At 49.0% G+C, this 21,288-nt stretch carries 22 protein-coding genes, 1 tRNA gene and 2 pseudogenes; 21 read left to right on the top strand and 4 right to left on the bottom strand.

The window, feature by feature from the left end:
- The first annotated feature begins 143 nt into the window (after nt 1–143).
- From rph to MCB1EB_RS12615, 7 genes are all read left to right on the top strand, one after another.
- On the top strand, nt 144–884 hold the full coding sequence (rph, locus tag MCB1EB_RS02570; protein ID WP_045363150.1) for a ribonuclease PH: 741 nt from the start codon (nt 144–146) through the stop codon (nt 882–884).
- 41 nt (nt 885–925) lie between these two features.
- Complete coding sequence (rdgB, locus tag MCB1EB_RS02575) at nt 926–1,591, top strand: RdgB/HAM1 family non-canonical purine NTP pyrophosphatase (RefSeq protein ID WP_045363148.1); 666 nt, start codon at nt 926–928, stop codon at nt 1,589–1,591.
- A gap of 1 nt (nt 1,592) precedes the next feature.
- Nucleotides 1,593–2,822: a radical SAM family heme chaperone HemW gene (gene hemW, locus MCB1EB_RS02580; RefSeq protein WP_045363146.1), complete on the top strand. Its 1,230-nt coding sequence runs from the start codon at nt 1,593–1,595 to the stop codon at nt 2,820–2,822.
- 74 nt (nt 2,823–2,896) lie between these two features.
- A tRNA-Ser gene (locus tag MCB1EB_RS02585) sits at nt 2,897–2,986 on the top strand.
- Between the two features lie 174 nt (nt 2,987–3,160).
- Complete coding sequence (locus tag MCB1EB_RS02590; RefSeq protein ID WP_052393805.1) at nt 3,161–4,045, top strand: tyrosine-type recombinase/integrase; 885 nt, start codon at nt 3,161–3,163, stop codon at nt 4,043–4,045.
- Between the two features lie 365 nt (nt 4,046–4,410).
- Nucleotides 4,411–5,283, top strand: a complete 873-nt coding sequence (locus MCB1EB_RS02595; RefSeq protein WP_045363145.1) for a hypothetical protein — start codon at nt 4,411–4,413, stop codon at nt 5,281–5,283.
- A 157-nt stretch (nt 5,284–5,440) separates the two neighbouring features.
- Nucleotides 5,441–5,698 carry a GNAT family N-acetyltransferase gene (locus tag MCB1EB_RS12615; protein WP_197721982.1) on the top strand — a complete coding sequence of 86 codons (258 nt, stop codon included), beginning with the start codon at nt 5,441–5,443 and terminating at the stop codon, nt 5,696–5,698.
- Nucleotides 5,699–5,719: 21 nt separating this feature from the next.
- On the opposite strand, the gene MCB1EB_RS02605 is transcribed toward MCB1EB_RS12615, so the two are convergent.
- The 3 genes from MCB1EB_RS02605 to MCB1EB_RS02615 all read right to left on the bottom strand — a co-directional run bounded on the left by MCB1EB_RS02605 (nt 5,720) and on the right by MCB1EB_RS02615 (nt 8,890).
- Nucleotides 5,720–6,943 (bottom strand): hypothetical protein, encoded by a 1,224-nt coding sequence (locus MCB1EB_RS02605; RefSeq protein ID WP_045363144.1) that lies wholly within the window; start codon nt 6,941–6,943, stop codon nt 5,720–5,722.
- Nucleotides 6,944–7,079: 136 nt separating this feature from the next.
- On the bottom strand, nt 7,080–8,036 hold the full coding sequence (gene tal / locus MCB1EB_RS02610; protein ID WP_045363143.1) for a transaldolase: 957 nt from the start codon (nt 8,034–8,036) through the stop codon (nt 7,080–7,082).
- On the bottom strand, nt 8,033–8,890 hold the full coding sequence (locus MCB1EB_RS02615; RefSeq protein ID WP_045363141.1) for a 23S rRNA (adenine(2030)-N(6))-methyltransferase RlmJ: 858 nt from the start codon (nt 8,888–8,890) through the stop codon (nt 8,033–8,035). Before MCB1EB_RS02615 ends, tal begins: the two co-directional genes overlap by 4 nt.
- 32 nt (nt 8,891–8,922) lie before the next feature.
- On the opposite strand from MCB1EB_RS02615, the gene surE reads away from it, so the two are divergent.
- From surE to MCB1EB_RS02650, 7 genes and pseudogenes are all read left to right on the top strand, one after another.
- Nucleotides 8,923–9,681 (top strand): 5'/3'-nucleotidase SurE, encoded by a 759-nt coding sequence (gene surE, locus MCB1EB_RS02620; RefSeq protein WP_026921068.1) that lies wholly within the window; start codon nt 8,923–8,925, stop codon nt 9,679–9,681.
- Nucleotides 9,678–10,514: a protein-L-isoaspartate(D-aspartate) O-methyltransferase gene (locus MCB1EB_RS02625; protein ID WP_045363140.1), complete on the top strand. Its 837-nt coding sequence runs from the start codon at nt 9,678–9,680 to the stop codon at nt 10,512–10,514. The genes surE and MCB1EB_RS02625 overlap by 4 nt, the downstream gene beginning before the upstream one ends.
- The gene (locus MCB1EB_RS02630; RefSeq protein WP_431311529.1) at nt 10,511–11,380 is read left to right on the top strand and encodes a peptidoglycan DD-metalloendopeptidase family protein; all 870 of its coding nucleotides are present in this window, start codon (nt 10,511–10,513) and stop codon (nt 11,378–11,380) included. Before MCB1EB_RS02625 ends, MCB1EB_RS02630 begins: the two co-directional genes overlap by 4 nt.
- Before the next feature lie 20 nt (nt 11,381–11,400).
- Nucleotides 11,401–11,796, top strand: a pseudogene (locus MCB1EB_RS12690) (sigma-70 factor domain-containing protein); the annotation flags it as partial.
- A 123-nt stretch (nt 11,797–11,919) separates the two neighbouring features.
- Nucleotides 11,920–13,248 (top strand): IS5 family transposase, encoded by a 1,329-nt coding sequence (locus MCB1EB_RS02640; protein WP_126353842.1) that lies wholly within the window; start codon nt 11,920–11,922, stop codon nt 13,246–13,248.
- Between the two features lie 32 nt (nt 13,249–13,280).
- A pseudogene (locus tag MCB1EB_RS02645) lies at nt 13,281–13,967 on the top strand (sigma-70 family RNA polymerase sigma factor); the annotation flags it as partial.
- Nucleotides 13,964–14,740, top strand: coding sequence for a 3'-5' exonuclease (locus MCB1EB_RS02650; protein ID WP_045363136.1), 777 nt, complete (start codon nt 13,964–13,966; stop codon nt 14,738–14,740). The pseudogene MCB1EB_RS02645 and the gene MCB1EB_RS02650, both read left to right, overlap by 4 nt.
- 207 nt (nt 14,741–14,947) lie before the next feature.
- Here MCB1EB_RS02650 and MCB1EB_RS02655 read toward each other — a convergent pair whose 3' ends face one another.
- Complete coding sequence (locus MCB1EB_RS02655; RefSeq protein WP_045363135.1) at nt 14,948–15,583, bottom strand: F-box protein; 636 nt, start codon at nt 15,581–15,583, stop codon at nt 14,948–14,950.
- A 571-nt stretch (nt 15,584–16,154) separates the two neighbouring features.
- Between MCB1EB_RS02655 and MCB1EB_RS02660 the strand changes: the two genes are divergently transcribed.
- The 7 genes from MCB1EB_RS02660 (at nt 16,155) to MCB1EB_RS02690 (ending at nt 21,269) form a co-directional block, all read left to right on the top strand.
- On the top strand, nt 16,155–16,448 hold the full coding sequence (locus tag MCB1EB_RS02660) for a co-chaperone GroES (RefSeq protein ID WP_034956440.1): 294 nt from the start codon (nt 16,155–16,157) through the stop codon (nt 16,446–16,448).
- A gap of 45 nt (nt 16,449–16,493) precedes the next feature.
- The gene (gene groL / locus MCB1EB_RS02665; RefSeq protein WP_026921061.1) at nt 16,494–18,143 is read left to right on the top strand and encodes a chaperonin GroEL; all 1,650 of its coding nucleotides are present in this window, start codon (nt 16,494–16,496) and stop codon (nt 18,141–18,143) included.
- Between the two features lie 216 nt (nt 18,144–18,359).
- On the top strand, nt 18,360–18,530 hold the full coding sequence (locus MCB1EB_RS02670) for a rubredoxin (protein ID WP_026921060.1): 171 nt from the start codon (nt 18,360–18,362) through the stop codon (nt 18,528–18,530).
- A gap of 90 nt (nt 18,531–18,620) precedes the next feature.
- The gene (locus MCB1EB_RS02675) at nt 18,621–19,196 is read left to right on the top strand and encodes a YqgE/AlgH family protein (protein WP_045365884.1); all 576 of its coding nucleotides are present in this window, start codon (nt 18,621–18,623) and stop codon (nt 19,194–19,196) included.
- A gap of 80 nt (nt 19,197–19,276) precedes the next feature.
- Nucleotides 19,277–19,681, top strand: coding sequence for a Holliday junction resolvase RuvX (gene ruvX / locus MCB1EB_RS02680; RefSeq protein WP_045363133.1), 405 nt, complete (start codon nt 19,277–19,279; stop codon nt 19,679–19,681).
- On the top strand, nt 19,668–20,195 hold the full coding sequence (gene pyrR / locus MCB1EB_RS02685; protein WP_045365881.1) for a bifunctional pyr operon transcriptional regulator/uracil phosphoribosyltransferase PyrR: 528 nt from the start codon (nt 19,668–19,670) through the stop codon (nt 20,193–20,195). The genes ruvX and pyrR overlap by 14 nt, the downstream gene beginning before the upstream one ends.
- 75 nt (nt 20,196–20,270) lie before the next feature.
- Complete coding sequence (locus tag MCB1EB_RS02690; RefSeq protein ID WP_026921056.1) at nt 20,271–21,269, top strand: aspartate carbamoyltransferase catalytic subunit; 999 nt, start codon at nt 20,271–20,273, stop codon at nt 21,267–21,269.
- Nucleotides 21,270–21,288 lie beyond the last annotated feature (19 nt).

The following is a 21,288-nucleotide window of genomic DNA, read 5'->3' on the forward strand; positions in this document are numbered from 1 at the left end:
CGAAGTTGCAACGCCAAATTATGGCGTGGGAGACTCATCTTCATCAAAGAGACGGGGGTAATGTGTATTTTAAAGGATATACGCCCCTTGATGTCGCGCATCGATGCGCTCAAGTTGCGTAGCGGTATATAATTTGGAAGTCTATGAATCTACTCTCACTCCGGCCAGATGGCCGCTCCCCAGCTCAAATGCGTGAAGTGCGCATAACTCGCCATTACACGAAACACGCCGAAGGTTCGGTATTGGTTGAATTTGGTCATACTAAAGTGATCTGTACGGCAAGTGTTGCGGAACGGGTACCAGAATTTTTGCGAGGCCAAAATCAAGGTTGGCTTACAGCAGAATATGGCATGTTGCCGCGTGCGACGCACACGCGCAGCGAACGCGAAGCGGCGCGTGGCAAACAGACTGGCCGCACTCAGGAAATTCAGCGTTTAATTGGACGCGCGTTACGCGCCGCCTTTGATCTTAAAAAGCTCGGCGCGCGTACGCTGCATATCGATTGCGACGTGATTCAGGCAGACGGCGGCACGCGTACGGCGAGTATTACCGGTGCTTTCGTGGCGGCATATGATGCCGTCACGCAACTGTTGCTCACCCAGCAAATTGCCCAACTGCCGGTTATTGATTGGGTGGCGGCAGTTTCGGTTGGCATGGTGCAGGGCGTTCCGGTGCTCGACCTTAACTACGATGAAGATGCCAAATGCGGCACAGATATGAACGTGGTGATGACAGATCAAGAGGGTTTTGTCGAAATTCAGGGCACCGCCGAGGGAGCGGTATTTTCTCGCATAGAGATGAATCAGTTACTTGACCTTGCGCAAATTGGCATTGCTGATCTAATCAAAAAACAAAAGGAAGCGTTGGGGTTAGGCATTGCCTAAAACCGTTGGATCTTAACTTGAACTTAGTGTGATTGCCCGCGATGGACCCAACGACTCTTTCTTCTTCTACGAGGCTAAGCCCGGCTGCGCCAAGCCCGCATCAGGTGGTGTTAGCCTCTAACAATGCCAATAAACTGCGTGAATTTACTGCTTTGCTTGCGCAAGTAGATCTGCCGTTAGTCGCGCAAAGCGAGCTTGGCATCACGCCGGCGGCGGAACCCCACCCCACCTTTGTTGAAAATGCGCTGGCTAAAGCACGTCATGCCGCGCACCTTAGCGGCCTGGCGGCGTTGGCGGATGATTCCGGGTTGTGCGTGCACGCCTTGCAAGGCGCGCCCGGCGTATATTCAGCGCGGTTTGCGCAGCGCGCGGGCGGTGCGCAAACCGACGCCGCTAATAATGCGTTGCTGCTTAGCGAGCTGGCAGCTCATCCTGACCGGCGGGCCCACTATATTTGTGTCTTGGTTTATGTCGCCCACGCGCAAGATCCTGAGCCCATTATTGCCGAAGCGCGCTGGTATGGCGAAATTGCAAAAGTAGCGCGCGGCGAGTACGGTTTTGGCTATGATCCGCTTTTTTATCTGCCTGAGCTCGGGCAGACGGCGGCGGAACTCGCGCCGGCAGTTAAAAACACCATAAGTCATCGCGCGCTGGCGAGCGAGCTTTTAATTAAGCGGCTTAAAAATGAGAGGATGAAAGGCCTGTAATATGGGTGCAGATGTAAACACAGATCAGCCAATTGCGCCAACCGAGCACAGGATAGCGGCTCCGCTTTTGTCGACAAAGCGTATCCGGCTCAGCGCATTGCCGCCACTCTCGCTCTATGTGCATTTTCCATGGTGTGTAAAAAAATGCCCCTATTGCGATTTTAATTCGCATGAATGGAAGGGAACCGGTGAGTTTCCAGAAGAGGTTTACCTCGATGCGCTTTGCGCCGATCTTGAGCAGGCGCTGCCTCTCATCTGGGGGCGCTCGATTCATACGATATTTATTGGCGGTGGAACCCCCAGCTTATTGTCGGCAAAAGGCCTCGACCGGCTCTTAGCGGATGTGCGCGCGCGCCTGCCACTGATAGCGGATGCGGAAATTACATTAGAGGCTAATCCTGGCACCTTCGAGGCCGAGAAATTCAGCCAATTCCGTAGCAGCGGTGTCAATCGTCTATCGCTTGGGATACAAAGTTTTAACGATGCTCAGCTTACTGCGTTGGGCCGCATTCATGATGGGCAGCAAGCGCGACGCGCGACGGAAGTTGCGCAGCGCCTATTTGACCGTTTTAACCTTGATTTAATGTTTGCGCTTCCTGAGCAAACCTTAAGTGCGTGTCGCGCGGACTTGGAGACGGCGCTCTCGTATAGCCCACCTCATCTCTCGCTGTATCAACTGACGCTTGAACCTAACACGCGCTTTGCAAAATACCCGCCCACCTTGCCGGATCATGATACCTGCGCTGATATGCAGGAATGGATCCAGGGGCGGATGCAAGAGGCTGGCTACCTGCATTATGAAGTATCTGCTTATGCGCAGCCGCGCCAAGCCTGCCAGCATAATCTGAATTATTGGCGTTTTGGCGATTACTTAGGGATTGGCGCAGGCGCGCATAGCAAGCTTTCCTTTCCCGACCGGATTGTTCGGCAAATCCGCTATAAACATCCAGCGACTTATATTGAACAAGCTAAGCAAGCGCTTTTTGTGCAGGAAGAGCATGAAGTGAATGCGAATGAATTGCCGTTTGAGTTTATGTTAAACGTATTGCGTTTGCCAGAAGGGTTTCCGGTATACCGTTTTACGGAGCGTACGGGTTTGCCCATGACGACGATCGCGGCATCCTTACGCGCCGCCGAAGCGCGTGGCTTACTTTTATGCGACCATGAAACGATTGCGCCAACGCCGCTTGGCCAGCGTTTTTTAAACGATTTACAGAGCTTGTTTTTGTGAGCTTAAGCGGCAGGCAAAAGAGTGATGTATGAGTTATATTATGCGCAATCCTGAGTTACAATAGCGTTTTTTTGGGAGGTGTGGCCGAGCGGTTTAAGGCAGCTGACTTGAAATCAGCCGTACGGGCGACTGTACCGTGGGTTCGAATCCTACCACCTCCGCCAGTTGTAGCACAAACGTTGCCAAGCTTTAACAAAAAATATCAGTATTTAAAAGGGTTGGCGAGGTTTTTGTTGCAAATAATGCCCAGGTTTAGCAAGGGGCAGCCAGTGCAAATTGTGGGTAACTTTCAGATATTTTACCCACAGCCGTGAAAAAGTTACCCGCACGGAGCCACTATGGCGCTCACAGATATTCTGCTTCGCAATACAAAACCGACCACAAAGCCTCTCAAGCTCGCAGATGGCGGCGGGCTGCTATTACTCGTTCAGCCGAATGCTTCCCGTTGGTGGCGGCTACGGTATCGCTTTGCTGGTAAAGGGAAAATGCTGTCTTTAGGTACTTACCCTACAGTGAGTCTTAAAAATGCCCGCCTTATCAGAGACAAAACCAAAGCGCTGTTAGCGCAAGGAGTAGATCTGTCATTAGCTAGACAAGAAGAAAAACGAATAAAAGCGATGGGGTTTGCGAATAGTTTCGAAGCCGTGGCAAAGCAATGGTGGGCAGATTGGCGTGAAGCAAGATCACCACGCCATGCTGAATACGTGATCCGTAGATTAGAAGCAGATATTTTTCCTATTATTGGGTCCAGGCCGGTCACCGAAATTACTGCGTCATTGTTACTGATGGCAATTAAGAAAATAGAAGCGCGGGGCGCGTTAGATATTGCTAAGCGAGCATTTCAGACCTGTGGGCAAGTTATGCGTTATACAATTGCCCATGGTTTGGCTGAGCGTAACCCAGCAGCAGAGGTAAGGCCTTCTGATGTATTAAGAACTGCTAAAAAGACCAATTATGCTCGTTTAAACGCTAAAGAGTTACCCGAGCTATTACGCAAAATCGACGATTACGACGGCCAACCCTTGACCCGACTTGCGATGCAGTTAATGGCGCTGACCTTTATTCGTACCGGTGAATTGATTGGCGCTCAATGGAGCGAATTTGAGATCGATACGAAAGTTTGGCGTATTCCTGCTGAGCGTATGAAGATGAGAACGCCTCATATTGTGCCGCTCTCTAAAATTTTGCCACCATACAGAGATACGCAGCCTGATTTTATCTAAGCTGCGCAATGCGCGGTGAATAAATTTCTGCAATAGGTTCCACCTTCGATGGAACGCTGATCACTTTACGAAACCCGCCACAAAGCCGATCAAATCGGAGCGGCCCATATTGCTTTCATCAATATCAAGCGCTCACGGTCGATGGCCCACCTCAATCTCGCGGCTATGGTTTTTTTATGTGCTTCGGGGAGGCACAGTATATCTCACAAGTGGTTAACCTACGCAGCGATTACATCTTAAAAATTCCAACAAGCTCGCTGCATGATACTAGGCTTCGCGTTGTACCCCTACCTGCACTTACGATTGTCAATACTGGAATTCCTGCGTTACTTCAAACGCACTTATGAACCATTCCAGGAGCTAACATGCTAAAGGGTAATTTAACCACCAAGACAGGTACTGCAGAGATCCACGATCTATCGACCCCTTCTCCAACGTCTGTCGAGAAGGGCAAGGGGAAGCCATCACAGCCTTCCTCGTCCACAGAAGGCGCACTTTCTGGGCTGATGACAGGACATCCCAATAGTCCGCGTACAGGTGCGCGCCGCATAATGAAAACGGCAGAGGCAGATCCGTACAGTACGGTGACGCCTAATCTCGGTCCCAAGAGCGGCAGTCACCCAAACCTTTCCTTCGAAAAAGGGGGAGGGTTTCTTGTGACTACGGAGAAAAAACGGAATCTTACATCCGATGAAGCCAGGATTAAAAATGAAAACAATCTGCAGAAATATAATGAAATTAAACTTACAAAGCCTAAAGCAAAAGAGCCAAAACTAGTCGATGAAAATACTACGATAACCGAATTCAAAGGCGGAATCGAGTATCATCCACCGGGCGGTATACACTCTAATTACCCAACGATGGTTGATTATGAAGGCGGCGGTTCTTACCTGCGTACGACGCATGAGGTTCCGCCGGATGATAAGACGCGGACAGGTCGGCATGGCGATTTTAAGCCAGACACTACTTTTGATCATCAAAGCCTTAAGGGGCGTTCCGCTCGTGTGGAAAATCCAGAGATCCCCCCAAATAGTTCAGATTCGCCACCGCCTTCACCTGACACGGCCCACCAAATTATGCGAGGTATCTACCAAGATTCCGCACAGGCTGTAGCGCTAATAAACTCAGGAAAACCTTACCAGGAAATCAGCGAGACCATGAGAAATTTGAATGTAGGGGGAGGGAATGAAGCTACTACCAGCACTTCCTCAAAAGCAGGAGGGGAAAAATCAACTTAATAAAGCCAAAGTGCTCTGTCTTTTTAGGCAGTTTACACATAGTTGGCAATCTAAAAAATGAATTGCACTCCACAAGTTGGATTGGCTCTAACTTTGGGGTGCAATGGAGTACTTTTCGTTATCAATAACGAGACGCCCCAAGCCCAATTAACCGATTTTGTGCTTACAATCCCATTCTTACCTCACCCATCGAGGGAGTTGGCGAGGACTTATTGAGGGGGTTCGCATAGATAATCGATTTCGCTCGCGTGGTTTCGGGAAAATGTTATTTGAATGGGCAATGATGCGGGCACGGGAGCGAAATTGCCGCATGGTTCAGCTTACGACCGATAAATTACGTCCAAGGGCTAAGCAATTTTATGAGTCCTTAGGCTTTATAGCCTCGCACGAAGGGATGAAACTTCAGCTGTCCTAGCTAAGACTTGATTTTTACGCTTTAGGTAATTTTAGCCTTCAGCCTGGCTATATCTTCTAACAAATTTCTACGCATTCTCTGAAAATCTTTCTGATAAAGTTGCAAAATGTATATGAAATAATCTGTGCTCACTCCTCTTGTTAAGTCGCTCAGCTCTCTATCGATCCTTTCTTGGATTTGCTTTGCATTCATACTCGCAAAGTTGGCCAAGCCCATTGTGCTGTCTTTTTGTAAATTTCTAATTACATTCAATGCAATTTGCGATTTCATCGTATCCAAATTCGCCATGGCGTTGCGTTGAGCATCCGTCATCAACCAAGTTGGCCTTTTGCTTAAAAAAGCACCCGTGATCCCATCTAAACCTTTTTTATTTTGTAGCAGCTTATCAATATAGAATAAAGCATTATCGGCCAACAATAAGTCAGTTTTTTTCCCGGCCAAATCTTGGTGCAATTTTTCTTCTAATTTTTCTTGCTGCGCTTTTAATCTTTGCTGACGACTCTCTAGCAGAGCGCGTTTATAGTTAATTTCTACTCGTTTGAGTTCAATCTCAAGCTCCTCCTGATTAAGAGACGAGCTGACTTCCGTCTTTGCTTTTTGCGCAAGAGCTAATTTTAAATTGATTTGTGCTTTTTGAGTTTTGTGAAAAGAATCAACTATCGTTGGGTTACCGGGGCGAATATTGCCGGTGGCTCTGTTCATGACATAAACTGTTTCAGCAATATTTCTATATGGCTCATAAATTTCACCCGACGCAATCGAAACTAGCCGGTTTTGCAAATCAAGGCCCTGCGAGTCAGGGGGAATCGCCTGGTAAGCTTCGCTCATCAGCGCTTGCCTTTGAGCCTCTTTTATCAATTTTGTGGAACCCGTTTGCTGAAACACTTTGTAGCCTAGACGTAACGCTTGTGCGTAATGCGGATCACGTTGTGCTAATGCTTGGAAATCTGGGTCGTTATCCAGCCAGTGATCAATATTTTTTCTATTGTTTAGTGTGTAATTTAGTGCATCTGCTTCAGCTAAATCTTGTTCTGTTTGCGTTTGCGCATAGGTGTGTTGCGCATCGGCTAGTCTAATCTGTGTCTGGTTTTGCTTTGGGGAATGAGGAGCAATAACATTAGCTTGGAGAAATACATTCAGATTAGGACCAACCGGTTCGCTAGCTAAGCCAATTAATGATGTAAGCGTAGTAAAAAAGAAGAGCGCGGTCTTCTTAATAGGGGCCCTTAGTTGTTTAATATCCATACATCCTTTCACATATCTATATCTAGATTAAAAAAGACTATATAAGCTAAGAAATCTAACCGTGCTCACTAACTTTCAGTGTAGGTAGAGTTTAAATACATGGGTAGCGCAGCTACATGCCCGCGCACACCCGTTTTTAGGCTTGCAACGCTTGAATAATAGTTTCAAGTTTAGCGCTATCCACTGCAAATTGACGAATGCCTTCAGCCAGTTTTTCAGTTGCCATGGCGTTGTCATTAAGCTGATAACGAAACGCTGATTCGTCTAATGTAATGCGTTCTAGCGGTTCGTTGGCAGAACTCGGTGGTGTAAGTTTGCGCTCAAGCGCGATTGTGCTGGTTTGGAGCTGCTCGAGTAATGGCGGGCTGATGGTGAGTAGATCGCAGCCGGCAAGTTCGATGATTTGCGTAGTTGAGCGAAAGCTTGCGCCCATCACTTCTGTAGCGTAGCCGAATTGTTTGTAATAATTATAAATCTGCTTGACAGAGCGTACGCCAGGATCGTTGGCTCCGCTATTTTTCTGTTCATCCCATGCTACGCCTGCATGGGTTTTATGCCAATCATAAATCCGACCAACGAAGGGCGAGATTAAGCGAGCGCCTGCTGCGGCGCATGCAATCGCCTGTTCCAGCGAAAAAACCAGTGTCATATTACAGTGGATGCCCGCTTGCTCCAGTTGTTCGGCAGCACGTATGCCTTCCCAGGTGGCGGCGATTTTTATTAACACGCGCTCACGTGCGATTCCCGCGGCTTCATATAATGCAATCAATTGACGTGCTTTGGCGACAGTCGCGGCAGTATTAAACGATAAACGAGCATCGACTTCGGTTGATACGCGACCTGGAATAAGCGCCAGAATTTCCGTGCCAAAAGCGATGAGTAATTGATTCATGATGGAATCAATGCCTTGATGGCGATGATCATTCACGATCTTAACCAAGAGCGGGCGATATTGATTTTGCTGGGCCGCTTTTAAGATAAGTGAGGGATTGGTTGTGGCTTCATGCGGTTGATATTGCTTGAGTAGTTGAAAGTCTCCGGTGTCGGCCACCACGGTGGTGTATTTTCTTAGCGCGTCAAGGGTCGTCATCATAGTGTGTGCTGCTCAAGCGTAAAGGTGGCCGCGCTATCCTGCCCAAGTGTCTGCACTAGATAGGGTAAAGCGGTTCTTAGGTTGTCTGCTAATGAGTAAGGCGGATTCAGTATAAACATACCACTGCCATATAAGCCATAGCCATCCCGCGGCGGGGCGCAGGTTTGCAGCGCAGCATGCAGCCAGTTTTTTTCTGATATGTGTTTGAGCTGTTTGGCAAAGCGTTGCGCTTCAAGCCGTTGGACCTGCGGATACCAAACTGCATATGTGCCTGTCGCAAAGCGCTGTAAGCTTTGTTGTAGCGTATCCAATACGCGCTGATAGTCTTGTTTGTCTTCGTAAGAAGGATCGAGGAGTACGACCGCTCGTCGCGGCGGGGGCGGGAGTAATCCCTTGAGCCCGCTAAAGCCATCTCCTGCATGTAATAGGGTGCGCGCTTTTCCGTCAGATTCTAGCTGGGCAAAATTATCGCGTAGGATTTTAATTTCAGTTGGATGGAGTTCAAATAGTCGTAGCCTGTCTTGGTTTCGGGTCAAGTGCCAGGCAAGCCACGGCGAGCCTGGATAAAAACGTAAAGCTTCAGTGTCATTCAAAGCGCGCACTTGGGCGATATAATCTGCTAGCAGAGGGGGCAAAGCGGATTGTGTCCAGAGCCTGGCAATGCCGGTTTCGTATTCGGCGGTTTGGCTTGCATAGGCGCCCAATAGCTCATAAACACCTGCGCCCGCGTGCGTGTCTAGGTACCAAAAAGCTTTTTCTTTCTGTGCCAGATGGCGCAAGATGTGCACAATAATGCTATGTTTGAGCACATCGGCATGATTGCCAGCATGAAAGGCGTGGCGGTAGCTCAGCATGTTTGGCGTTTCCTCAGTTACAATCAATAAATATGCGAATTTTACTCAGTAATGACGATGGTTATCTAGCGCCTGGCTTAGCTGCACTTTATGAAGCTTTAAAGCCATTAGGCGAGGTTACGGTGCTTGCGCCAGAGTGTAATTGTAGCGGTGCATCTAATTCATTGACCTTATCGCGGCCATTATCCGTGTTTACCGCGGCGAATGGCTTTCGTTATTTGAATGGCACGCCGACCGATTGCGTTCATATTGCGCTCACGGGTGTGCTCGATTACAAACCGGATTTAGTTGTTTCGGGCATCAATAATGGGCAGAATATGGGGGAAGACACATTATATTCAGGTACGGTAGCGGCGGCTACGGAAGGATTTATGTTTGGTGTTCCTGCACTTGCCTTTTCTCTGGCTGATAAGGGCTGGGAACACCTGGGCGCTGCCGCGCGCGTGGCCGGTGATATTGTGGCGCACTATCTGGCGTATCCGTTAGCAGCGCCGCTATTACTCAATATTAATATTCCCAACCGGGCTTATCATGAGTTGGCTGAATGGCGGGTGACGCGGCTGGGCAAGCGGCATCCATCGCAACCGGTGATTCAGCAAATGAGTCCAGAGGGCGAACCGATTTATTGGATTGGCCCAGCGGGTGATGTATGCGATGCGAGTGAAGGAACGGATTTTCATGCGGTAGAGCACGGGCATGTGTCGATTACTCCATTGCAACTCGACCTCACCCATACGCAATTGCTTCCAGTCGTGCAAGACTGGGTGTCGGCGGTGGAGTCAGAAGCATGACGCAAGCTAAGCGTTTTCCGCTCAGTTTAGCTGAAGTGCGGGCGCGCCAGGCTATAAAAAGCGGTATGGGGGTTAGGGTTGCGCATCCCGTAAAGAGTAGCGTAAGTGCTGTGGCGTGGCGTCAAGCGGCTAGGCCTCAAGTTTTATCTAATCCGGTAACGGTGCTGCACCCGGCGTTGGCTTCGGAACGGGTGCGCGAGCGTATGGTTGAGCGCGTGCGGGCCAATGGCGTGAGCCATGCGCGTGTGCTGGCGGCGCTGGCCGCGGTACCGCGGCATCTGTTTGTGGATCCAGGCCTGGCGGCGCAAGCCTACCAAGAGATAGCTTTACCCATCGGTTATCAGCAAACGATTTCTAAGCCTACAGTGGTGGCGCGGATGATTGAACTGGCTACGACTGATAGAGGGTTAGATAAAGTGCTTGAAATTGGTACGGGTTGTGGTTATCAAGCTGCTGTGCTGAGTCATGTAGCGCGCGAAGTGTATTCGATTGAGCGGGTGCGGCCGTTGTTTGAGCGTGCTAAACAAAACTTGCGTCCGCTACGACTAGCGAATCTTCGGTTACAGTATGGTGATGGATGCTTGGGGTTGCCCGCGGCTGCGCCATTTGATGCGATTATCATCGCGGCAGCTGGCATTGGCATTCCCGAAATATTGCTTGAGCAGCTCGCAATTGGTGGGCGTTTGGTGGCGCCGGTGGTGCTTCCAGCCTATCAAGAAAGCAGTAATGAAGCACAGATTTTGATGCTGATTGAGCGTATATCAGCAACCCAATGGCGTGAATCGAAACTCGATCGCGTCTTTTTTGTTCCCTTGAAATCCGGAGTGATTTGAAATTGATGACTACGTTGCGAAGATTCGATAAAAGCGGCTGCCTAGCAATGTTTCCGCGTATCCTTTGTGGATTGTCGGTGCTAGTCTTTGGCGCGTGCTCGACACGACTTGTCCAAGCTCCAATCAGCGACCGCTTTGAGGCGAGCGCATTGGCGAGCCAGTTAGTGTCAATGCCGGCGCCGCCGGGTTATTACCGGGTCAAGCCAGGCGATACGGTATATCGAATCGCGCTTGAAAACGGCCAACATTATCAGGATATTGTGGCGTGGAATAACCTGCCAAGCCCGTCTCAGGTCGCAGTTAATCAATTACTGCGCGTGACGCCGCCAGGAGTGGAACCTGCTCCCCCTACGCCCGGCGTTTCAACCGCGCCGGTGGTAGATGACGCGGTTGAAGTGCGCTCGCTGGAGAGTAGTCCCGCCGCTAATTCTTACGGCGTTGCTCCGCCTATCGCCAGTATTGCGCCTGGCGCGCAGACTCCTGCTGCGGCAGCGGCGGTGATTGCGTTTTCCTGGCCAGTGCGCGGCCCAGTACTGGATACTTTTAATGAATTAAAAAATAAAGGCTTGGATATTGGCGGGGTCGTCGGAACGCCAATCTCAGCCGCGGCTGAGGGCCGAGTTGTCTACGCCGGCAACGGCCTAAGAGGGTACGGCAATTTGATTATTATTAAGCACGATGCTACATTTTTGACGGCTTATGCGCATAATAGAGCGCTTTTCGTTAAAGAAGGCGAGGCTGTAGCTAAGGGCCAGAAAATTGCAGAGATGGGAAATAGCGATGCAAATCGCGTGATGTTGCATTTTGAAGTGCGTCAGCAGGGTAAGCCAGTAGATCCAATGAAGTATTTATCGACCCCCCAATAAATTAGCTCTTTCAAATCAATATGCCGAATTCAAAGCGCCAGCAGCCGTACGATAGAGATGATCCACTATTTGGTCAGCTTGACGAGGGATTAAGCTCGGAAGAGACATCTGACTTGCCGTTTGAGGGTGGCGGTGAGGAGGCTGAAGAGGCGCTGGACGAAAATGAAAACGAAAATACATCGGATGCGGCCGTGAGTGACGAACCTGACCCCAGTGATTTTAGCGCTTTGCTGCGGTCTGAGCTAACCGCGGACACGATTCAGCATTATCTGAACCGAATTAGCGTCAAGCCTTTGTTAACGGTTGAGGAAGAGCAGCGGTATGCAACGGGCGCACAGCAAGGGGACTTCGAGGCGCGGCAGGTCATGATTGAGCGTAATTTACGGCTAGTCGTCAGCATTGCTAAAGGTTACTTAGTCGCCCCTGAATAATTCGTAAGCCCTTATGTGCTAAGACTTTTTAAGCGAAATGTAGTGGCATAAATTGCAAGAAAATGGCATATTGAGAAAATAAAGCCTGCAAATTTTGATGAGAAAAGAATGAGACCGAAGGCGCAAGTGATTGAAGCAGATATGTTCAGACAACCGTTAAGAGAGCAGATCAATCTGAAACATGAGTTGGTAGGTTTAGGAGATTTGATCAATTGGGAGAAATTAAGCGAATCGATGAGTGAGAGTTTTACCTCATCGAGAGGTCGCCCAGCCAAGTCCCCTCGCCTGATAGCGGGGTTATTGTATTTGCAATATGCGTTCAACTTGTCTGATGAAGAAGTCGTTGGGTCGTGGCTAGAAAACCCATATTGGCAAGTATTCACGGGAGAGGAGTATTTACAAACAGAAGCGCCCATAGATGCATCAAGCCTAACGCGTTGGCGGAAACGTCTTGGCGAGGCGGGAGTCGAAGAGTTATTAGCCGAGACGATCGAAGCGGCGAAACGGAGTGATGTGATCAAAGCATCGAGCGTGAAACGAGTGATCGTAGACACCACCGTGATGGAGAAGGCGATAGCCCATCCGACCGATTCCAGATTGCTCGAGCGTTGTCGAGAGCATTTGGTGAAAGCGGCAGCCCAACATGGTTTGCAGTTGCGACAAAATTACAACCGAGTGGCGCCCCGTTTGTCACTCCAAGTCAGCCGTTATGCGCATGCGAAGCAATACAAACGGATGAACAAAGCGTTAGGCACACTGCGTTCTCGAGTGGGACGAGTGATGCGCGATGTTGAGAGACAAATCGAGTCGGTGGCGGAGAAAAGCCATGATGCCTTGCGAGAGTTGATAGCCCGTACGAAAAGAATCATTTCGCAAAGCCCCAAGGATAAAAACAAACTTTATGCCCTGCATGCACCGGAAGTGGAGTGTATAGCCAAGGGCAAGGCACGTAAGCCCTACGAGTTCGGTGTCAAAGTATCGATTACGACAACTCACCAGGAAGGACTTGTGTTGGGTGCGCGCTCGATGCCGGGAAACCCTTACGACGGTCACACGCTGGCTGAAGCACTAGAACAAGCCGCAATTCTGAGTGATGTGACGCCCGAAGTTGCGATCGTAGATCGCGGTTACAAAGGGGTTGAGGTCGATGGCGTAAAAATCTATCACTCAGGTATGCGCCGGGGTATCACACGTACGCTAAGTGCTATCATCAAACGACGCAGTGCCATTGAACCTATCATCGGTCATATGAAGACGGATGGGAAACTTGGTCGGAATTGGCTCAAAGGGGCATTAGGCGATGCCATACACGCTGTGCTCTGTGGCGCTGGGCATAACTTACGGATGATCCTCAGAAAGCTTCGGCTTTTTTACGTTTTACTTTTATCCGATTTCTTCCGCCCTACGTTTGCTGTTGGTTTCAGGTTTTGGTTCTAATTAGTTCACAAAACGATTTATTCAGCGACGACTACTTAAACCGTGGCGTGCCGTTGCTCGATTTAATCGAAGAGGGCAATCTTGGACTGATGCACGCGATCAGCAAGTTCGAGCCACAGCGGGGTTTTCGTTTTTCTACTTATGCGACTTGGTGGATTCGGCAAAGCGTTGAGCGCGCCATTATGAATCAAGCGCGCACAGTGCGTTTGCCGGTCCATGTGATCCGTGAGTTAAATCAAATATTACGCGCTAAGCGCCATTTAGAAAAAAGCACGGTGAATGCCGATGGTTCTCTCGAGCGCCGCGACGCGAGTGTGGATGATATTGCTCATCTAACTGGCAAGACCGCTGAAGAGGTCTCTGATATCCTTGGCTTAAGCGAACGAACGGCTTCGCTTGACGCGCCGCTAGAACTCGATCCAGGAAGTAGTTTGCTGGACTTTTTATCTGACGAGCAAAGCCAATTGCCTGAGGCGAAGATTCAGCAGCGTGAGCTTGAAGAATTAATGCGGACTTGGTTAGCGCGTCTGCCGGACAAACATCGGCATGTGGTTGAGCGTCGTTTTGGCCTGGGCAACGTTGAGCCTGCTACGCTTGAGCAAGTGGCTGACGAGATGGAACTAACGCGTGAGCGGGTGCGTCAGATTCAGCAAGAAGCCATGACGCGCTTAAAGCGTTATTTCATCTCCAGCGGTGTGCGCAAGGATGCTGTGCTGTGACGCCTATTTTAGTTTTTGATATTGAAACCATTCCTGATATTGCAGGTGTGCGTCAATTAGATGATTGGCCTAGCGTCATGCCTGATGAAGAAGTTGCGCAACGCGCGTTTGCTGCGCGCCGCGAAAAAACTGGCTCCGATTTTTTACCGCATTATCTGCAACGGGTCGTCTCGATTGCTTGCGCATTTAGAGACCGCGAAGGCTTTCGAATAAAGTCACTGGGCACTAAGCAGGACTCGGAAGCCACTTTGCTTCAATTATTTTTCCGCATCATCGAAAAATATTCTCCCCAATTAGTGTCATGGAATGGCGGAGGGTTCGATTTGCCTGTCTTGCACTATCGTGCTTTGGTGCATGGCGTCGCGGCCCCGAAATACTGGGACTTGGGCGAAGATGATCGAGATTTTAAATGGAATAACTACATCAGCCGTTACCATATGCGCCATACGGATTTGATGGATTTGCTCGCCCTCTATCAGCCGCGTGCTAACGCACCGCTTGATGCATTGGCTAAACTATGTGGCTTTCCTGGCAAACTGGGGATGGATGGAAGTCAGGTTTGGCAAGCTTTTAGTGAAGGGCGCATCGATGAAATTCGTGATTATTGCGAAACGGATGTCGTCAATACTTATTTAATGTACTGCCGTTTTCAGCAAATGCGGGGAGGCTTTACGCCGCAAGAGTATGAGCAGGAAGTAGGGTTGATTAAAGAGGCGTTGGCGCTTGAGGCTGGCGTGCATTGGGCGGAATATCTAGCAGCCTTTGCGAGATAAAACCTCTGCTGTGTTTGAAAGAGCAGGGGGCCGCTGTGGATCAATATCAATGTGCCTGGCACTTTTCTTTTTTATTAAAATAATATGTCTGACAATAAATTATTTTAATAATTTCAGTCTGTCTTTATTTAGGTCAGTATTGATACTTTCCTCAAACTGAGAGAGGCATGGATCAAAATTTCAGGCAAAAAATTGCGAATGATTCAACTATGCCATCGCTTTGCGGTTTTTCCATATTGTATGCATCCTTTGACCGATTTTATCTAAAAATAACGCGTTTAATTCTTGGTTTTCTGAAATTAATTGTCGAGTGATTTCTGGATAAGCTTCCATAATACATCTAAGGTGATGGCTGGCGACTGTTCTATTGGAGTTTTCTGAAAAGCACTTATAAAATATTGGGCTGGTTAAAATTGTTTCGGCGAGCGAAATATCGGAAATAGCGATTTCTTTTAAATTATGCGTTAAACACCGGTGCCATCCTAAAATTTTATGATAAAGAGCTTTATTTTCTAAAATAATTTTAGCTGTTTTTATATCATTTTTTGCTTTTTCAACTAATTCACCTGCGGATAGCTTAATGAGCGTCAAATATATTTTCCCTTTTTGATCAACCGGGATGTACTCGAATTTTCTGGCAGATAAATTATTTAAAAAGAGCTGTTTCACCTGATTTTCATCTTTCGCGATGTAGTCAGGTTTAACTAAGTCTCTCCAGCACTCATTGTCATTAACCACTGTATAAAATTGCCTCGAGACGAGCGCAATCGAAGCATAGTCTGTAATCGAACTTTGTTTAAAAATTCTAGACAGAATTTCATTGGAAAAGTCGGTGATCTGCATAATTAGTCTAAAAAAATCTCAAGGCTCAAGCATGGTCCATGTTAATTTTACTTCCCTAGTAGAAGCTAGGAACTGAGTAAAGAGCGAAGAAGGGCGATGCAGATATTGCGCGATTTATGCTAAGTCTCTGCCGAAGCGTCATTCAAGCGAATTTTGGGCCGAGTCGAGTTGTCATTCTTACGTTGTTTTTCACTCAGAGTATGAATTGTATTCGGGGTCAAGCAGCCATGTCGGTTGCAGTTGATTGCCAAAAATGCTCGTTCTTGGTCAGTTTGCCAAGGCGGCCTTGATCACCGCCTGTTGCGCCTTTATTATACTGGATTACGCTAGCGTGGATTGTCAACAGCCTGCCCAGCGGGTCTAAGCCGCCGTAGTTATGAAGATAATGCGCAAGGCTTGCGCCTGGCTCTTGAATTTATGCCAATGTGTCTCCATATTCAGTATAATTAGCACTCGTTAGCAAGGAGTGCTAATAAATCTTCGCTTTTTGGCTCGGGGAATACTTTTCCCTATGAGCTTTAAAAATTTAGTTGTTCTCGAGTATTTCTAGTATTTATTGAGAGGAGTCTGTATGAAAAAGCTGCGTCCTTTGCACGATCGTGTCATTATCAAGCGTTTGGACCAAGAGACCAAAAGCGCCTCAGGCTTGGTTATTCCTGAGACGGCTGCTGAAAAACCTGATCAAGGTGAAGTGCTGGCGATTGGGCCAGGCAAGAAAGATGAGAAAGGTGCTTCGATTGCGCTTGATGTTAAAGTGGGCGATCGCGTGCTGTTCGGCAAATATTCCGGTCAGTCAGTCAAGATCGACGGTAATGAACTGCTGGTAATGCGTGAAGAAGACATCATGGCTGTGCTAGTTAGCTAAGCGTAGTTTTCGGTTCATCAAGTTAAAGAATTCAAGGAGTTAAAGATGGCAGCTAAAGAAGTTGTATTCGGTGATTTGGCCCGCGCCAAACTGGTTGAAGGGGTCAATATTCTAGCCAATGCAGTTAAGGTTACGCTGGGTCCTAAGGGACGCAATGTTGTGCTGGAGCGTAGCTTCGGAGGCCCAACCGTGACTAAAGACGGGGTTTCGGTTGCGAAAGAAATTGAGCTCAAAGATAAGCTGCAAAATATGGGCGCGCAAATGGTTAAAGAAGTCGCGTCAAGAACCAGTGATAACGCTGGCGATGGCACGACAACCGCAACCGTGCTGGCACAATCCATTGTGCGCGAAGGGATGAAATCCGTCGCCTCGGGCATGAACCCAATGGATCTGAAACGCGGTATCGATAAAGCGGTCATAGCGGCAGTTGAAGAATTGCGTAAAATCAGCAAACCTTGCACGACAACTAAAGAAATCGCTCAAGTGGGTTCAATTTCAGCGAACAGCGACGAGCTGGTCGGCAAGCTGATTGCCGAAGCCATGGAAAAAGTTGGCAAAGAAGGCGTGATTACGGTTGAAGATGGTAAATCGCTAGAGAACGAACTCGATGTGGTCGAAGGCATGCAATTCGATCGTGGCTATCTGTCGGGCTACTTTATCAATAACCAAGATAAGCAAGTGGCGGCTCTGGATAACCCATACGTGTTGCTGCACGACAAAAAAATCACCAACATCCGCGACTTGTTGCCTTTGCTTGATCAAGTTGCAAAAGCAGGCCGTCCATTGTTGATTATCGCTGAAGATATCGAAGGCGAAGCGCTGGCTACGTTGATTTTGAACAATATGCGTGGTTTCTTGAAGTCTGCCGCGGTAAAAGCGCCAGGCTTTGGCGATCGTCGTAAAGCCATGCTCGAAGACATCGCGATTTTGACGGGCGGCCAAGTGATTGCTGAAGAGACTGGCCATACGCTTGAAAAAGCTACGTTGGCTGAGCTAGGTCAGGCAAAACGCATTGAAGTTGCTAAAGAAAACACCACGATTATCGATGGCGCAGGCGATGCGAAAAACATTGAAGCGCGGGTCAAGCAAGTCCGTGTGCAAATTGAAGAAGCAACTTCTGACTACGATCGTGAAAAACTGCAAGAGCGCGTTGCTAAATTGGCAGGCGGTGTAGCGGTGATTAAGGTTGGCGCTGCGACTGAAATCGAAATGAAAGAAAAGAAAGCACGCGTTGAAGATGCACTGCACGCAACTCGCGCCGCGGTGGAAGAAGGGATTGTGCCAGGCGGTGGCGTGGCCCTGATTCGTGCGCGTCAAGCGGTTGCTAACTTGAAAGCCGATAACCCTGATCAACAAGCGGGTATCAAAATCGTGCTGCGCGCGATGGAAGAGCCACTGCGTCAGATCGTGGCGAACGGTGGTGAAGAAGCCAGCGTAGTCGTAGCAAAAGTAGCCGATGGCAAAGGTAACTTTGGCTATAACATGGCTTCTGGCGAGTACGGTGATTTGGTGCAAGCAGGTGTGGTCGATCCGACCAAAGTAACCCGCACTGCATTGCAAAATGCGGCATCTATCGCTGGCTTGATCCTCACAACCGACTGTTCTGTTGCTGAGTTGGCTAAAGAAGAAGCGCCTGCGGCTGGCGGTATGCCAGGTGGCATGGGTGGTATGGGTGGCATGGGCATGGATATGTAATTGCCTAGGCTTGCCTGTGTTTGCGCCGCGCGTTCGTAAGAGCGCGGCGCAAATTTCTGAACGAAAAACCCGCATTGCTGCGGGTTTTTTGTGTCCTTTTGATGAGATTTATCTCAAAACGTGAGCAAATTAGGCCGCAACCGCGGTACCATCGCCCTTTTGAGATATTCTTGCATCGTTTGAATCATAGCGTGTGGGATGTAGCGATATAACAGTATGGAATATAAAAATTGGATGTGCCTCATTTGTGGCTGGATTTATGATGAAGAAGCCGGTCTGCCAGAAGAGGGCATTGCGCCGGGCACGCGTTGGGAGGACATCCCGCTTAACTGGACTTGTCCTGAGTGCGGTGCCCGCAAAGAGGATTTTGAAATGGTGCAAATTTGAGACGCTGTGAGCAAAATAAAGCCTTGGGATGGGTCGGCTGATTTTGCGGAATGGCTATCTGATAAAGGAATTCAAGGATTAGAATTCAATATGTCCAAAGCCTCTGATCGTATTAATCTGACGAATCAATTTTTGATCGCGATGCCTAGCATGGCCGATGCGGTTTTCGCTGGCGCCGTGATTTATGTCTGCGAACATAATGAGCGCGGCGCGCTTGGTCTAATGATCAATCGGCCGACCGATATTGTTTTGCAAGCGCTTTTTAACCGTATCGATCTCAAGCTGGAAAATGAGCCTTTGCTGCATTTGCCGGTTTATTTCGGCGGTCCGGTCCAAGCGGAGCGTGGTTTTGTTTTACATGAGCCCACCTCGACTCAATATAATTCATCCATGCAGGTGCCAGGCGGCTTAGCTATGACCACCTCGAAAGATGTGCTGGAAGAAATTGCGTTTGGCAAAGGGCCGGAGAAATTTTTGTTGACGCTAGGCCATGCCGGCTGGAGCGCAGGCCAGCTCGAAGAAGAAATTTCGCGCAATGGTTGGTTAAACGTCGAAGCGGACCCCGGCATTATTTTTAACGTGCCGGCCGAGCAGCGTTTTACGGCGGCGTTATCGATACTTGGAGTGTCGCCGGCGATGTTGTCTAGCGAAGCGGGCCATGCGTAAAAATAGGGTGCTTTTAGCTTTTTGCGCTGGCGCGCTAAGATTGGTGGCGCTTAAAGCGCAAAACCGCAAGAGGTAGTGCGATGAGCAGCATAGAAACGCTACTTGCGTTTGACTATGGCGAAAAGCGAATCGGGGTGGCGCTTGGAAATATGTTGATGCGGCAAGCGCAAGCCTTAACTGTGATTATGAATCATAACCGCGAGCACCGTTTTGCAGCGATTGGCGCACTGATTAAAGAATGGCGACCCGCAAAACTGATTGTTGGCTTACCGCTGCACGCAGATGGTGCAGCACATCAGATGACGCAGTGGGCTAAGCGCTTCGGTCAGCAGCTATATGGCCGCTTTGGCTTGCCCGTGGTGTGGGTGGACGAAGGTTATTCGTCAGTCGCCGCGGCTGTGCTGAGCCGTGACCTAACGCAGCTTGACGCTGAAGCTGCACGCATTATTTTGCAACAGTTTTTTGATGAATATGCAATTGCCTAACGCTGAGTCGTTGTACCATGTTTTGCGTGACCAAATTCGCGCCGCTTATGGCGATGTGTTGCATCAGCCTGATGGTGTTGTGCTGGTCGGGATTTGGAGTGGCGGCGCTTGGCTGGCCGAACGGCTTGCGAGTGATTTGAAGCTCGCTGGGTTCGGCGTTGTAAACGTGGTGTTGCACCGTGATGATTATGCTGAAAAAGGTTTGCATGGACCAGGCCAGCCAACCTCGTTGCCGTTTCAAGTGGAGGGGCGTCGGATTGTATTGCTAGATGACGTACTTTATACTGGCCGCACAATTCGAGCTGCGCTAAATGAGCTGTACGATTTTGGCCGCCCGGCTGCGGTTGATCTCGCGGTATTGGTTGATCGAGGAGGGCGCGAATTGCCGATCGCCGCCCGTTTTGTAGGCGCAACTGCAGACATGCCTGCCGCCCGCACACTGGTCTTGCAACGTAATGATCACGGCGCATTTGAGTTTCATACTGAAGCGCGCACCGATGATTTAGGGCTGTAGCGAGTCTTTTGATCCATGCCAATCCGTACTTATGAAGTTGTGCCGCTTTGCATAGCTTGCTTCGCTGGAGAGTAGATGTCAAACATTTGGCCGCCTGCGCCAACCTTACGCCCGGGTTTTAAAGGCAATCTGCAATTAACAAAAAATGGCGAACTGAAGCATTTGTTGACAATCGATGGGTTGCCAAAAGATATTATTACGCAGATCCTCGATACCGCTCAGCAATTCGTCGGCGTAGCTGAGAGAGAGGTCAAAAAGGTCCCGCTTTTGCGCGGCAAATCAGTCTTCAATCTTTTTTTTGAGAACTCAACCCGCACTCGCACAACGTTTGAAATTGCCGCCAAGCGTTTATCGGCTGATGTGCTGAATCTCAATATCAATGCCTCATCGACCAGCAAAGGCGAATCGTTACTGGATACAGCAGCGAATTTGTCTGCGATGCAAGCGGATATGTTTGTCGTGCGTCACGCGCAAAGTGGAGCCCCTTATTTACTGGCGCAACATGGCCCACCTCATTTGCATGTGATTAATGCGGGCGATGGGTGGCATGCGCACCCGACGCAAGGTTTGTTGGACATGTATACCATCCGTCAGTACAAAAAAGATTTTACGCAGCTCCGCGTGGCGATTGTCGGTGATATTCTGCACTCCCGAGTAGCGCGTTCTGATATTCATGCGTTAACCACACTGGGCGTGCCAGAAGTGCGGGTAATTGGTCCCCGCACTTTATTGCCCGATGGACTCGAGCGATTTGGCGTGCGGGTTTTTCATGATATACGCGAAGGGTTAAAGGGAGTGGACGTCATCATTATGCTGCGTTTGCAGAATGAGAGAATGAATAGCACTCTATTGCCGTCGGCTCAAGAATATTTCAAGAGTTGGGGTTTGACTCCCGAGCGCCTTGCGTTGGCTGCGCCAGATGCAATTGTAATGCACCCAGGACCGATGAACCGTGGGGTTGAAATTGAGTCATCGGTTGCCGATGGTGCGCAATCCGTGATTTTGCACCAAGTCACTTTCGGGATTGCGGTGCGCATGGCGGTCATGGGGATTATTGCTGGGAACAATGGTTAAAGCCAACGCATTACACATA

The sequence above is a fragment of the Mycoavidus cysteinexigens genome, assembly GCF_003966915.1.
Taxonomy (GTDB): Bacteria; Pseudomonadota; Gammaproteobacteria; order Burkholderiales; family Burkholderiaceae; genus Mycoavidus; species Mycoavidus cysteinexigens.